This is a genomic window from Arcobacter siniprincipis (SeqCode) (assembly GCF_048571125.1).
In the GTDB taxonomy this organism is placed as follows: Bacteria; Campylobacterota; Campylobacteria; order Campylobacterales; family Arcobacteraceae; genus Arcobacter; species Arcobacter siniprincipis.
Genome location: NZ_CP182343.1, coordinates 1,379,383 through 1,393,271, shown reverse-complemented (window position 1 = coordinate 1,393,271; position 13,889 = coordinate 1,379,383). Strand labels below are relative to the sequence as shown.

The window sequence follows — 13,889 nt, the reverse complement described above, 5'->3', positions numbered from 1 at the left end:
GTTATTCCTCATCATCACTTTTTGGATTTTTAAAATTTGCTATAACTGCATGCGCTGCGATACCAACTGCTGTAACACTTAATAATCCAATACCTATCTTATCAGCAGTTGCATCAGCACCACCTCCACCAAAAACTGTGTTATAAAGTTTATCTGCAACTGGTTCTTCAAATGGCCCCATAGTATCCCAAAAATCTGGTTCACTACAACCAATACATCCATGACCTGCTTGTATTGGCCAAGACATATGTGAATTAAACTTATTTTTAGAACAGTTATTGAAAGTATAAGGACCTTTACATCCTACTTTATACAAACAATAACCTTTTTTAGCACCTTCATCTCCAAACTCTTCTACAAACTCACCAGCATCAAAATGACCTCTTCTCTCACATAAGTCATGAATACGCATTCCATAAGCCCATTTTGGTCTATTATAAGCATCAAGTGCAGGTAAGCTTCCATATAAAATATAATGCATCAGAGTACCTACAATATTTTTCTCACTAGGAGGACAACCCGGTACATTAATTACTGGTTTATTTGTAATTTTTGAAAGTCCTACTGCACCAGTTGGATTAGGAATAGCAGCTTGCACTCCACCAAAAGATGAACATGTACCAATAGCAAAAATTGCAGCTGCATCTTCACAGGCAGCTTGTGCATTCTCTTCACCAGTTTTTCCATGTCCACCAATAGTCAAAAAGTGTGCACTTTCTCCATGGGGGATTCCACCTTCAACCATCAATATATATTGACCTTTATATCTTCTTATTGCCTCTTCCAAATTATGTTCAGCCTGCCAACCAGCTGCTGCCATAAGTGTTTCATGGTATTCTAAAGATATATAATCAAAAATCAATGAATCGATTGTAGGAGCATCTGTTCTTAACAGTGATTCAGAGCATCCTGTACACTCAGCCATATGAAGCCATATAATTGGTAATCTATCACTTAATTCTGCTGCTTTTGCAACTAATGGTGAAAATGACCCAGGAAGAGCTAGCATTGCAGTCATTGCACTTGCCCATTTCATAAAATCTCTACGATTAATCCCTTTTTCTATTAAAACATCAGGGATTGATTTATTATCATCTAATTTAGGAAGTTTTTCTAAGTTCTCTAATCTTTTTGATAATTTGTTAAATAATTTTGACATATCCAAAATTAATCCTTTTATTAATAAAGTTGAAATAATGAATAGTTATTCATTATTTTTTGTATAAAAAAACCAACCCAAAATGTGGTTGGCATATATAAATTAAATGAATAACTATTCACTTCTAAAATAATAAAAAAACCAGCTTCTAAAAGAAGTTGGTTTTTAACTTTAAATCTTTATTATTTTAATGAACGACTGTTCATCTAAGGGAATATTACAAGTAAAAATCTTAACTTAATCTTAACTTTATAATAAAATTTAGTTTTATAAAATTATTTTGGTCATATGTTACTTATTGGTACTTTTGAGAAAATAATTTTTTAAAACTCTTTATCCAAGGAATACTCTTTTGGAATAATTGTATTAAATGTTTTAGTAAAAGTTTTATAAGACTTTTCTAAAAGAAGAGAATTTGAAAACATATTTCCACATAAAATAATATCATCAAAACTTAACTCTTTTTTAAGAGCTTCTACTTGATTAACAATAAATTCACTTAAACTCTCATAGAAAGAATAAGCCAATATTTCATTTGTCACATCTGCCATTTTATAACTCATTATGCTTTGAATAATCCGTCTATAGTCTAAATAATTTATTCCTTCGATTTTTATTAATTTCATATCAATTTGAAGTCCACTTTTAACATTACAATTAAAAGCAGCATTTTCAAAATCTAAATAATCACCTAATCCAAGTACATAAGATGTGAGATTTAAGATTGCTTCAAATCCATTTACATCTTTATTTTTGAATTCTTTATTAAAATTTTGTGAAAATTTATTTTTATAATTTGTTATCAATCTAGCTGTATTTTCATCAATTAAAGATATCTCTTCCATCGCATTATTAATATCATAAATAATATTTGGAATTGTAATAATATCTCGCAGTCCTTTTCCAGGAATATTTAATGAAATAGAACTATTATCACTATTATATGAAAAATAAATAGATACACTTGGTTTTATTCTCTTATTATTTGTTGCAAGTGTAGCTTTTATAACTCCCCCATTATCATCAAAAAATTCCTTTGAATTATTATACTTTTTATTTAAATTATAATCATATTTTGGGAACAGAGATTTTTCACCATTTATAATTATATTGTCATTATTAAAATAAGTAACTTTTAGCCCATCTTGTAAACTCTCTTCTTTTACATAAAGTAAATAATCAATGCCTTCTTTTTGTAAAGCATTTGCAAAAAGTATAGTCTCTTTATCATCTGGCAATTTTGCATATATAAAATTACTTTTTGAATACTCTTTTTCTTTATTTTCTAAAATATTGAATTTTAATTTTACTAAAGGTCTTTCAATAGAACAAAGAAGTTGTAAGTCCTTTTGATTCAAAGAAAATAATTCTGATAATTTATTTATGTTACAAATGAAAAGTTTTACTTCACAATTTTTAGATTCAAACTCTTCTCTTAAAGCTTTTGAAGGCAAAAATATATTCTTAAGCCCATTGTGTGTTTCTATTTTAGAAATCTTTCCCTCTTTTATTCTTTTAATATCATTTGAAAAATCAATATTTGTATTTTCGTTTATTATATTTTTAATATCTTTATTAGTAAAAGTAAGGACATTTTGAAGTATATTTTTATCTTCAATCTCTTCTATGGATTCATCAAAATCATTAACAACATATGAATTTTTTAAAAATACTGATAAAGGTAAGGTTTCACCTAAATATTTGAAAAAGCCTTCAATTTTTTCTTCACTATCATTGCATGTTATTAAAATAAAACCGATGTATTGTTTCACATTTGCATTGATGTCATACTCTTCTATTAGATTTTCTAAAATATGTTTATAATATAAGTTTGTACTGTTAAATTCTATTTTGTAAAATAGTTTCATCTTGTAGTATCCTCTTCATTTGGTATTCGTTCATCATATTCATCGTTATATGATCCCAAGATTCCTTTACAAATTTGAGAAATAGATTTTTGTTCTTCATTCTTTTCTACTTTTATTCCTAAGTTTTCAATATCAGTAAGAGCCTGATTTATTAATCCTATAAACTTATCTTCAATAGTTTTTGTAAGTCCAATTTGAACACTAACAATATCTTCAGGAATAATACCAATTATTGTTACTTCTGCATGTTTATCTAATACAGAACATATCTCTAACATCTCTACAATTTCAACTTCATGGGCTGTTTTTCTATACTGACCAAGCCCCAACAAAACATCAGAAGGAAGTCTATAAATATCCCCTACTTTATCTTCAATAGAGACAGTATCTAAAATAATAACATTATCATACTCTTGAAAATAAGTCATCAATTTAAAACCTAAAGTTCCCCCATCAATAATCTCTATATCACCTTCAAATTTATAATTTTCATCTAAATATTTAGCAGCTAAAATACCTACTCCCTCATCTTTAAAAAGTAAGTTCCCCACTCCTATTACTATATTCTTCATATATAACCTTCACATTTATTTAATACATTCAAAAACAAAATAACTTTTACTTGTGGATATATTATTATATAAGTGATAAAAGTTATGAGCATAGCTCATAACTTCTATTTATCTAGATTTTTCGAGTTAACTTCATCATTTATGAATTTTGTTCCACCAAATACAATATTTATATCCCCTTCTCTCCAAAAAATTGTTCTCCAAATTTGGTAATAAATATGTGATAAAACCCACATCAATAAAAGATACATAGCTGTATGATGAGCAATTCTAACTCCCATATTTCCACCAAACACCCAAAGTGTCCAATCAGTTGAAAAATGTAAAAGCCATGGCCACCATGCTCCAATAGAACTTTGCCCTGATGCTAAACCATGAACATACATTTGAAGTCCAGTTAAAAGCATAAATACTAATAATATATGAAAAAGTGTAAAAAACATAATATTATAACTATCACTATATGTTGAATCAAACTTTTTTCTTCTATTAAAAGTTATAAGGTTAAAAAAAACTTCACAAAATTCTATAAAGTTTTTCTTTGTTGGTAAAATCTTTCTATACGGTTTTTCAAATCTAGAAAAAAGATATAAATAACCAATCAAGATAGCTGTTACATCAAAAATAATTGCCACAATAAAGTGTCCCCATCTATTCCATGCCATAACATATTTATCAACAGCTGGATCTGCAATAAATGTTTGATAATATGGATGACCTATATAAAGCCCGGTTGCAACTGCAACAATCATACAAATAGCATTTGTCCAATGTATTATTCGCATGACTGGAGTCATTCTTTCAACCCTTTTAAAATTACGCACGGCAAACACCTGTTGGATCTATTTTATATACACCTAATTCTTTTCCATTAGTATCAATAATATGCACAGCACATGCAATACAAGGATCAAAACTATGAATAGTTCGTAAAATCTCTAGTGGCATATCAGGGTCTACAACTTTAGTACCTACTAAAGAAGCTTCATAAGCACCCATTCTGTTTTTATAATCTTTTGGTGCTGCATTCCATGTTGAAGGAACAACTGCTTGATAATTTAAAACTTTTCCATCTTTAATTTTAATCCAATGTCCTAAAGCACCTCTTGGAGCTTCAGCCATACCAAAACCTTGAGCATCTTTAGATACTTTATCAAAATCAAATTCAGTCCAAGTAGATAAATCACCACCTGCTGCATTTTTAGCTAATTCATCTGCCCATTCAATTACAACATCACACATCATTTCTGTCTCAATTGCTCTTGCAGCTGTTCTTCCTACAGTTGAAAATAAAACTTTTGTTGGTAAGTTTCCATTTTTTAAGAATGTTGTAACATATTTACTAATTCTTTCATCACCTTTTGCAACCCCTACTATCATTCTAGCTAGTGGTCCAACTTCCATTCTATTGTCATTGTATAAAGGTGATTTAATCCAAGAATATTTATTTTTAATATCTAAATATGCAATACCATCTTTTTTCTCTTTAAAACCTGTATAGTTTGGTTTTGTTTCACCTTCATATGGGTGTAAATTTGTTTTACCTTCATACCAAGAGTGAGTCACATCTTCTGATATTTTTGTTTGGTCTAAGTCATAAACTTTTGATAAATCTTTATTCATAACTATTCCAGAAGGGAAAAGTTTAGCAGCTTCATAAAAAGATGTATCATCTAAATTGAAATCACCATAAGACATATAGTTACCTAAACCACCACCTGTTCCATCAAGGGCTTCATCAGCATACATAGTTCCTGCCATATAAACATCAGGAAGATATGCTTGTTTAGAAAATTTTTGTGCTTTTTGAATAATATCTTTAAATTCTGCTATTCTAGCTGGATTTTTAATATCTTGAACACAAGTAACACCACCTACAACAATTGATTGGGGATGAGGATTTTTACCTCCAAAAATAGCTTGTGCTTTTGCAATCTCTCTTTGTAACTCTAATGCATCTAAATAATGAGAAAGACCTATTAGGTTTTGCTCAGGAGTTAGTTTATAAGCTTTGCTTCCCCAATAAGCATTACCAAATACACCAAGTCTTCCTTGTTTTACATATTTTGTAACTCTTTCTTGAACTTCAGCAAATACATCTTCACTTGCATTCCAAGGTCTTTGACCTGAAAGTTTCGCCCATTTTTGTGCTTCTTCAACTGCTTTTTTGGGATCAGCTTCAAGTGCTTTTGTAATATCAACCCAATCAAGTGCATGAAGATGATAAAAATGTACAACATGGTCATGGATGTATAAAGCACCTTGCATCATATTACGTACTAATCTTGCATTTTTAGGAATAGTTACTTTAAATGCATGCTCAACTGCTTCAATACTTCTTTGGTAATGAGTACCAGTACAAACACCACAAATTCTCATTGCCAAAAGTCCACAGTCTCTTGGATCTCTTCCCTTTAGAATCTCTTCTATTCCCCTAAACATTGTTGAAGAACTATATGCATCAGTAACTACATTGTTTTCATCAATTACTGCTTCAATTCTTAAGTGTCCTTCAATTCTTGTAATAGGATCTATTACGATATGCTTGCTCATTATGCCTCCTCACTTTCGCCATTATTTACTGATCTTTTACCAACAACTGCTGAAGCAATTGCATGAACTCCTATACCTATTGTAGTTGCTGTTAACAAGCCTAATCCAAATTCATCAACAGTTTTTTCAACTCCACCTGTTGGAGCTTTTATATGTGCATCGGCCATAGGTCTTTCATATGCATACTTATCCCAGAAATCAGGTTCAGAACATCCAATACACCCTCTTCCAACACCAATTGGCCAGTTTGCTCCATCATTGTATCTTATAATTGAACAATTATTAAATGTCATTGGACCTTTACATCCCATTTTGTATAGACACCAGTTATTTTTAGCACCTTCATCACCCCACTCTTCTACATATTCACCTGCATCAAAATGTGCTCTTCTTTCACAATTATCATGAATTCTATATCCAAATGCAAATTTTGGTCTAAGTAATGAATCAAGTTCTGGAACTTGGCCTGTTAACACATAATGAAGTACAACCCCAACCATATTTGCAGGGTTTGCGGGACAGGCAGGAATATTAATTACAGGTTTACCTTTAACTAAATCCATAACACCAACTGCACCTGTTGGATTTGGAGCAGCAGCTGGAATACCACCAAAAGTAGCACATGAACCAACAGCAACCACAGCTGCTGCATCTTTTGATAGTCTCATCAAGTGTTCTTGGAAAGTCTCACCTGAAGCTCCAATAGTCCCATATTGACCATTCATAGCTGTAGGAATTGCACCTTCTACAAATAATAAATATTTACCTTTGAAGTGTTCAATTGCATCTTCAAGTTGAGCATCAGCTTGATGACCAGATGCCGCCATAATAGTTTCATGAAATTCCAATGATAATACATCAAAAATCAAATCATCAACAGTAGGTGTTGAAGATCTTAATAATGCCTCTGAATTTCCAGCACAGTCTTGTAATTCAATCCAAATTACAGGAAGTCTATTCATAAGTTCAGCAGCTTCTGCCACTAAAGGAGTAAACATAGGAGGTAACATAAGTGTTGCAGTTGTTGCACTTGCCCACTTCATAAAATCTCTTCTATTTACGCCTTCACTCTCAACTATATCAATAATATCGATATCTTTAAGAGCTGGTTGTTTTCTAAGTTTACTTAATCTAGCTTTTGTTTTTTCAAACAGATTATTGTAAAACTCTTCACCTTTATTCGTATCCACCCTTGCAGAGTTTTGATTAAAAACTTTTTTAACCATCTCTTGAGAATCGTAAGCCATTTGTTCTCCTTAAATTAAAAATGAATATTCATTTATTATCGTAATTTAACTTTTGGTAACTTAATTAAGACTTAATTCAATATCCAAGGAATAGGTCTAGAATAGCAATAAAGTAGCATTTCTATTAATACAATTATGCTTTATTATTATAACCAATTCAAATAATACGAAAAGTCGGCACTTAATTTTACTTTAGTTCTAAGAATACATAAGTATTGAGAATTTTAACAATTTTTAAAGTTTGTTACAAAACTACTCTACTTTTTTGAATAAACATTCATTAATGTGTTGTACAGACAGAACATACATCAAATGATCTTAATATAATTTTTGCTTCATTTAGTGATTTTGAGCCTATAATTGCATTTTGTGCAACGCCTAATTCTATGTTATTTTTTGGACCTAAATTCCAAACTGTAGGTGTAATTACATCATATTTTGTAATAAGCCCTTTATTTACACTAAGCGTATGAACAAGTGAACCTCTACATGCTTCAACAGTAGAAGTTGCAGTTATGTTTTCTAAACTTTTTAAATCAACTTTTGGTTTAATATATGACTCTTCACTTATATCTATTTGTTTTATAAGTTTTTTACTGTAGATTAAAAGATGTGCTATTTCATCAACCCTTGACATTACTCTTGTAAATGTTGAATCATCATACTTATTATGTAAGTTTGTTATAAACTCTCTTTCATTTATAACAGCTCTTGATAAGGGCCCTACTTCATAAAAATGTTTATTATATTGAACACTTTTAGACCATGTATGAGCTTTTTTATTATCTTTTTTATTTATATTAAAAGTATATTCTTCACTCTCTTTTATCTTTGCTAAATCAATATTATTAGATATCTTTTTATTATAAAGTCCAGGTTTTACATCTATCATGTCTGATAAAACTAAATGTCTATTGTGTGCCTTTCCCACTTGCTCTAGTTTTGTTTCAAAAGAGATATTAATAAAATCTCGTAAAGATGAAGATAGTGAAGTCAGTTCTTCAAAACTATTTAAAGACAAATAATTATCAATACTTATTCCTGCTATATCTTTTTCAAAATACTTTATTGTTTGATCAATATAGTTTTCGCAAGTTACAATATCTAATAGCGTTGGATCACTTACAACTCCACCAGGAAGCATGTAAGATGTATGAGGCCATTGTCCTGCATAAATTGCTAGTGCCTTTATTATTTCACTAGCACCTTTTTGTGCTCCTAACCATTTTTCTCCTTTTAAAGGAGTATATCCATCATATTGTTTTTTAGATATTTCAATAACATCTGGCATAATAAACATATAAAACCATTTGATATGAGAATCAATTATTTCAATAATAAGTCCTAATTCCCTAAGTATTTTAGCTTTGTTAGTAATATATAATTCATTACCAGAATTTTTGTATAAATTTTCTATTGCATTAACAGTTGCTAAAAGGTGAGCTTGTCCACATATTCCACAAATTCTTGGAGTGTAAACTAAAGCATCTAAAATAGGCTTATTCTCTAAAATATATTCAAAACCTCTAAAATTTAAAAAGTCAATTGATGCATCACTTACTTTCTTATCTTTCCATGTTAAATTAAGTTTTGCTTCACCCTCAATTCGCTCAACAATATTAACTGTTTTCATTATTTTTACTTTCATAAAAGTGATTTAATTTTTGGTTTAATCTAGGAATCGTAAATGTTTTAGCAACACCTGAAATTGATAAATATGCTCTTTTAGGAATCCCAAGTGGTGGCTCAAAAGGTATACCTATATGTTTTTTAGTTTCAAACATATTAAGTCTAGGAAAATCATATTCTGTACAACCAATACAGGGCATACCAACCCTTGTTTTACTACTAACATCGTTCCATAAAATCTTATTACAATTTGAGTGGGTCATAGGTCCACGACACCCTTCATTATAAAATAAACAGCCCTCTTTTAATCCAAAACTTTTAGCTTCTACTTTCCACTCAAAATATTCATTTCTAGTACAACCATGATGAGCAAGACCTCCATACATCTCTATTGGTCTTGATTTATTATCAAGGGTAATTGAACCACTAAACTTTAGTGTGAAAAGAGTTTGTAATATCCATTCTGGATGTACAGGACAACCAGTAAGGTTTATAATTTCATGGGAAAGTAAAGCTTGATTTTCAGCAGAAATATAATCTTTTAATCCACCAGTTTTACTATTTTGTTCAAACTTTGCATGTATCCCACCATAAGAAGCACATGAGCCAACAGCAATTAAAAAATTTGATTTTAAAACAAGTGCATTCAATACTTTTGCCAAACTTTTACTTGAAATAGAAAAATAGAATTCATCATTTGTTATTGCACCTTCAACTAACAAATAATCAATTCTATCTTTTGATTCTAAAATCTCATCAAGAGTAGTATCAACAGTTAAACTTGGATGATAAATCAAATCAAAATTATTATTAAATTGTTCAAATCTTGATGAATTTGCAGATAAAAAAGAGTGGGTATTACCATTGCAAGTAATACCTTGAAGCCAAACAACTTTTGGTAAAGCTGTTTTATGCATTTTCATCATATTTTAGTGCTCTATAAATATTTTCAGCAATAGAATCAGAATATTCAAGTAAATCTTTTTCTAATACATTTTCTCCACTCATAAATGCAAATCCACCTAAACTTCCCATTAGCATACCAAATGCTGGGAAAAATTCTTGTTCTCTAAACTCTTTTTTTTGTGCACCATCATCAAGTAAAATCATAACTTCAGTTACAAATTCACCTACACACAAAAACCCCTCACACCCTTCTTTAAATACTTCTCTATTTGATAAATAAACTCTTAAAAAGTAATTTATTACTTCAGGTGAATTTTTTACATTTTTCAAATAGTTTTTAATAAATAAATAAAGTTTTTCTTTTGAAGTAATATCCATATTATTGATTTTTCTCAAATCATCTGCCATAATATTTGTAGAATATTTTATAGCAACTTTTGCTAATTCTTCTTTTGAGGAAAAGTAATTATACATATTACCAACACTCATACTCATAGCTTTTGCTATATCTGGAATAGTTGTATTATAAAAACCTTTTTTAGCGAATAGTATCAACGAATTTCTAATAATACTATTTTTTTTCTCTTCTTTTACAGACATAATTTTTTACCTTAATTTAATAATGATATATAATATTAAAATCTATGTTAATAATAAATGAATATTCACCATATTCTAATAATTAAATCTAAACATAAGAATCAAAACTCTTTTCTTTGTAATCACAATGTAATAATTTGTATTTATACTTCCGTAATTTCTTTCGAACGAAAGATTTTAAACTATATAAACGAAAGCTTATAATGAAACCAAAAGAGAGACAAGCCTATATTTTAGAAAAAGTAAGACAAGAAAAATCTGCAACAGTAGAAAAATTAAGCAAGATTTTTTCTGTATCTGTACAATCTATTAGAAAAGATATAAATTTTTTATGTGAAGAAGGACTTTTAAGAAGAATATATGGTGGTGTTGAAATGGCACTTCAAAAAGATAATATATCATATGATAATAGAAAAATAATTCATTATGATGAAAAAAAAATCATTGCAAGATTAATTGCTAAACAAATTCCAAACAACTCTTCTTTATTTTTCTCAATTGGTACAACTCCTGAAATAATTGCAAAAGAGTTAATCAATCACAAAAATCTAAAGATCTTTACAAATAATCTGAATGTTGCTCTTGTATGTTGTGAAAATTCCTCTTTTGAAGTAACCCTTCATGGAGGATTATTAAGAAATAAACATAGGGATATTGTAGGAAATGATATTGAAAAATTTTTCAGTTCATACAGTGTTGATTTTGGTATATATGGAGTTGGAGCAATTGAAGAGAATGGTTCACTTCTTGATTTTACACAAGAAGAGTGCCAAGCTAGAGAAGCAATAAGTAAATCTAGCAAGAAAGTATTTTTAGTAGCTGATTACTCTAAATTTGAAAGAAATGCTTACATAAGAAGTGGAAATATATCAAATGTTAATTCTATCTTTTGTGATAAAAAACCTCCTAAAAATATATGTAAATTATTAGAAAAAAATAGTGTAGAGATAAATTATGAAAAAGAATAGAGGAAATATTTAATGTCATCAATACAATTAAAAAATATAACAAAAAAATATGAAGAAAAAATAATTATAGAAAATCTAAACTTTACAATAAAAGAGGAGAGTTTTACAGTTTTATTAGGACCCTCAGGATGTGGAAAATCTACGACTTTAAGAATGATTGCAGGACTTGAAGAAATTACTTCAGGAGAAATTTTAATAGATGGGAAAGATGTATCAAAACTACAATCTTCTAAAAGAGGTATCTCTATGGTATTTCAATCTTATGCTTTATTCCCTCACTTAAGTGTAAAAGAAAATATTCTTTTTGGATTAAAGGTGAGAAAAGTACCTAAGCAAACCCAAGAAAAAAGATTAAATAAAGTTGTAAAACTTGTAGGTCTTGAAGGATTATTGGATAATAAGCCCTCACAATTATCAGGTGGTCAAAAACAACGAGTTGCATTAGCTCGTGCCTTTGTAGCAAAAAATAAAATATGCCTTATGGATGAACCCCTATCAAATCTTGATGCAAAATTAAGAAATGAGATGAGAATAGAGATAAAAAAACTACAGCAACAACTAAAAATGACAGTTTTATATGTAACCCATGACCAAACAGAAGCTATGAGTATGGCTGACCATATTATTTTATTAAATAAAGGAGAAATAGAACAACAAGGAACACCACAAGAATTGTATGAAAATGTTGCTTCTACTTTTGTGGGCAAGTTTATAGGAACTCCACCTATGAACATAATAAAAGTAAAAAAAGAAGGTACACAAATCTATATAGATGACCAAGAGTTTAAATCTACTTACTCAAACCGTATTTCCAATAAAACAAATTACTTTGGTATAAGACCTGAAGATATTTTCTTTGTAGAAAAAGATCAAGGTATAGAAGCAAAAGTTGTTTTTCAAGACTATCATGGTTCTGACACAATATTAGGCATTCAAACATTAAAAAATGATTTAGAAAAACCAATTTTAGTAAGAAGTGATAAGAAAAACAACTATCAATCTGGAGATAGGGTTTGGGTAAATTGGCAGGAATCAAAGATTAATTTTTTTGATTCTTTTGGTGAGAGAAGAGAAATCTTATCTTAAATAGTATTTTTAATAATAGGAAATAAAATGTTAAAACTTATGAAAAAAGTTGCTATGTATAGTGTTATAGGTGCAAGTTTGATAACTAGTGCAAATGCAGATAAAACAAAACTAACAATGTATTATCCTGTATCAGTAGGTGGTCCATTAACAAAAATAGTTGATTCTATGGTTGATGACTTTGAAAAACAAAATCCAGATATTGTTGTAAAAGCAATATATGCCGGTAATTATAATGATGCAAGAATAAAATCACTTGCAGCCTTAAAAGCTGGAGAACCTGCCCAATTAGCCGTAATGTTCTCAATTGATATTTACGACTTAATTGAGCAAGATGCCATTGTCTCTTTTACTGACCTTGCAAAATCACAAAAAGATAAAAAATGGCTAAAAAGCTTTTATCCAGCTTTAATGGAAAATGGTACAACTCTAGGGAAAGTTTGGGGTATCCCTTTTCAACGTTCTACCATTGTAATGTATTATAACAAAGATGCATTTAAAAAAGCAGGTTTAGATCCAAACAAACCACCAAAAAATTGGGATGAAATGGTTTCAATGGGTAAAAAACTTACAAATGATAAACAATGGGGATTAATGATTCCTTCAACTGGTTATCCATATTGGATGTTTGGAGCACTTGCTAAAGAAAATGGTGAAGTTCTTATGAATGGTGAAGGAACAAAAACTTATTTCAATAATCCAAAAGTTATTGAGGCATTACAATACTGGAAAGATTTATCAAGTAAATATAAAATTATGCCAGAAGGTACAATTGAATGGGGAACACTTAGAAAAAATTTCTTAAGTGGTAAGACTGCTATGATGTGGCACTCAACTGGTAATTTAACTGCTGTTAAAAAGAATGCAAAATTCGATTTTGGAGTAGCTATGCTTCCTGCAAAAGAGATGAGAGGAACTCCAACAGGTGGAGGAAACTTTTACATTTTTAAAAATACTACAGCAAAACAAAAAGAGGCATCTTTAAAACTTATTAAATTTATGACTAGCCCAGAAAACTCTGCAAAATGGTCAATTGGTACGGGATATATTGGTATTTCAAAAGCTGCTTATGAAACACCTGCTCTAAAAAAATATGTAGAAGAGTTCCCTCCTGCAAAAGTAGCAAGAGATCAATTAGATTTTGCAACTGCTGAATTATCTACTTATCAAACAGGAAGAGTTAGAAAAATATTAGACGACTCTATTCAAGCTGTATTAACAGATAAAAAAAGTGCTAAAGATGCATTAAATGATGCACAAAACCAAGCTAAAAGATTATTAAGAGATTATAAATAAGGAAA

At 29.6% G+C, this 13,889-nt stretch carries 12 protein-coding genes; 3 read left to right on the top strand and 9 right to left on the bottom strand.

Annotated elements, in window-relative coordinates:
• Position 1: 1 nt before the first annotated feature.
• The 9 genes from ACNI3D_RS07100 to ACNI3D_RS07060 all read right to left on the bottom strand — a co-directional run bounded on the left by ACNI3D_RS07100 (position 2) and on the right by ACNI3D_RS07060 (position 10,534).
• Positions 2-1,159 (bottom strand): hydrogenase small subunit, encoded by a 1,158-nt coding sequence (locus ACNI3D_RS07100; RefSeq protein WP_419768784.1) that lies wholly within the window; start codon positions 1,157-1,159, stop codon positions 2-4.
• A gap of 323 nt (positions 1,160-1,482) precedes the next feature.
• Positions 1,483-3,027, bottom strand: a complete 1,545-nt coding sequence (locus ACNI3D_RS07095) for a Kae1-like domain-containing protein (protein ID WP_419768783.1) — start codon at positions 3,025-3,027, stop codon at positions 1,483-1,485.
• Positions 3,024-3,599, bottom strand: a complete 576-nt coding sequence (locus ACNI3D_RS07090; RefSeq protein ID WP_419768782.1) for a HyaD/HybD family hydrogenase maturation endopeptidase — start codon at positions 3,597-3,599, stop codon at positions 3,024-3,026. Before ACNI3D_RS07090 ends, ACNI3D_RS07095 begins: the two co-directional genes overlap by 4 nt.
• Positions 3,600-3,703: 104 nt before the next feature.
• Complete coding sequence (locus ACNI3D_RS07085) at positions 3,704-4,396, bottom strand: cytochrome b/b6 domain-containing protein (RefSeq protein ID WP_419768781.1); 693 nt, start codon at positions 4,394-4,396, stop codon at positions 3,704-3,706.
• A gap of 19 nt (positions 4,397-4,415) precedes the next feature.
• A complete protein-coding gene (locus ACNI3D_RS07080; RefSeq protein ID WP_258238620.1) occupies positions 4,416-6,152 on the bottom strand; it encodes a nickel-dependent hydrogenase large subunit in 1,737 nt (578 codons plus the stop codon).
• On the bottom strand, positions 6,152-7,399 hold the full coding sequence (locus tag ACNI3D_RS07075; protein WP_419768780.1) for a hydrogenase small subunit: 1,248 nt from the start codon (positions 7,397-7,399) through the stop codon (positions 6,152-6,154). The genes ACNI3D_RS07080 and ACNI3D_RS07075 overlap by 1 nt, the downstream gene beginning before the upstream one ends.
• Before the next feature lie 280 nt (positions 7,400-7,679).
• Entirely contained in the window at positions 7,680-9,032 is a 1,353-nt protein-coding gene (locus ACNI3D_RS07070) for a nickel-dependent hydrogenase large subunit (protein WP_419768779.1), read from the bottom strand.
• Positions 9,019-9,954 carry an NADH-quinone oxidoreductase subunit B family protein gene (locus ACNI3D_RS07065; protein WP_419768778.1) on the bottom strand — a complete coding sequence of 312 codons (936 nt, stop codon included), beginning with the start codon at positions 9,952-9,954 and terminating at the stop codon, positions 9,019-9,021. Before ACNI3D_RS07065 ends, ACNI3D_RS07070 begins: the two co-directional genes overlap by 14 nt.
• A complete protein-coding gene (locus tag ACNI3D_RS07060; RefSeq protein WP_129099839.1) occupies positions 9,938-10,534 on the bottom strand; it encodes a TetR/AcrR family transcriptional regulator in 597 nt (198 codons plus the stop codon). The genes ACNI3D_RS07065 and ACNI3D_RS07060 overlap by 17 nt, the downstream gene beginning before the upstream one ends.
• A gap of 203 nt (positions 10,535-10,737) precedes the next feature.
• On the opposite strand from ACNI3D_RS07060, the gene ACNI3D_RS07055 reads away from it, so the two are divergent.
• The 3 genes from ACNI3D_RS07055 to ACNI3D_RS07045 are packed head-to-tail and all read left to right on the top strand — an operon-like array spanning position 10,738 to position 13,884.
• Positions 10,738-11,502, top strand: a complete 765-nt coding sequence (locus ACNI3D_RS07055; RefSeq protein ID WP_419768777.1) for a DeoR/GlpR family DNA-binding transcription regulator — start codon at positions 10,738-10,740, stop codon at positions 11,500-11,502.
• Between the two features lie 12 nt (positions 11,503-11,514).
• Positions 11,515-12,588: an ABC transporter ATP-binding protein gene (locus ACNI3D_RS07050; RefSeq protein ID WP_419768776.1), complete on the top strand. Its 1,074-nt coding sequence runs from the start codon at positions 11,515-11,517 to the stop codon at positions 12,586-12,588.
• A 27-nt stretch (positions 12,589-12,615) separates the two neighbouring features.
• The gene (locus ACNI3D_RS07045; RefSeq protein ID WP_419768775.1) at positions 12,616-13,884 is read left to right on the top strand and encodes an ABC transporter substrate-binding protein; all 1,269 of its coding nucleotides are present in this window, start codon (positions 12,616-12,618) and stop codon (positions 13,882-13,884) included.
• The last annotated feature ends 5 nt before the right edge of the window (positions 13,885-13,889 follow it).

What these genes read in the sequence shown, in the direction of transcription:
- ACNI3D_RS07095 (WP_419768783.1), bottom strand. Translation starts at nt 3,027, where the DNA reads ATGAAACTATTTTACAAAATAGAATTTAACAGTACAAACTTATATTAT.
- ACNI3D_RS07065 (WP_419768778.1), bottom strand. Translation starts at nt 9,954, where the DNA reads ATGATGAAAATGCATAAAACAGCTTTACCAAAAGTTGTTTGGCTTCAA.
- ACNI3D_RS07050 (WP_419768776.1), top strand. Translation starts at nt 11,515, where the DNA reads ATGTCATCAATACAATTAAAAAATATAACAAAAAAATATGAAGAAAAA.
- ACNI3D_RS07070 (WP_419768779.1), bottom strand. Translation starts at nt 9,032, where the DNA reads ATGAAAACAGTTAATATTGTTGAGCGAATTGAGGGTGAAGCAAAACTT.
- ACNI3D_RS07060 (WP_129099839.1), bottom strand. Translation starts at nt 10,534, where the DNA reads ATGTCTGTAAAAGAAGAGAAAAAAAATAGTATTATTAGAAATTCGTTG.
- ACNI3D_RS07085 (WP_419768781.1), bottom strand. Translation starts at nt 4,396, where the DNA reads ATGACTCCAGTCATGCGAATAATACATTGGACAAATGCTATTTGTATG.
- ACNI3D_RS07075 (WP_419768780.1), bottom strand. Translation starts at nt 7,399, where the DNA reads ATGGCTTACGATTCTCAAGAGATGGTTAAAAAAGTTTTTAATCAAAAC.
- ACNI3D_RS07045 (WP_419768775.1), top strand. Translation starts at nt 12,616, where the DNA reads ATGTTAAAACTTATGAAAAAAGTTGCTATGTATAGTGTTATAGGTGCA.
- ACNI3D_RS07100 (WP_419768784.1), bottom strand. Translation starts at nt 1,159, where the DNA reads ATGTCAAAATTATTTAACAAATTATCAAAAAGATTAGAGAACTTAGAA.
- ACNI3D_RS07090 (WP_419768782.1), bottom strand. Translation starts at nt 3,599, where the DNA reads ATGAAGAATATAGTAATAGGAGTGGGGAACTTACTTTTTAAAGATGAG.
- ACNI3D_RS07055 (WP_419768777.1), top strand. Translation starts at nt 10,738, where the DNA reads ATGAAACCAAAAGAGAGACAAGCCTATATTTTAGAAAAAGTAAGACAA.
- ACNI3D_RS07080 (WP_258238620.1), bottom strand. Translation starts at nt 6,152, where the DNA reads ATGAGCAAGCATATCGTAATAGATCCTATTACAAGAATTGAAGGACAC.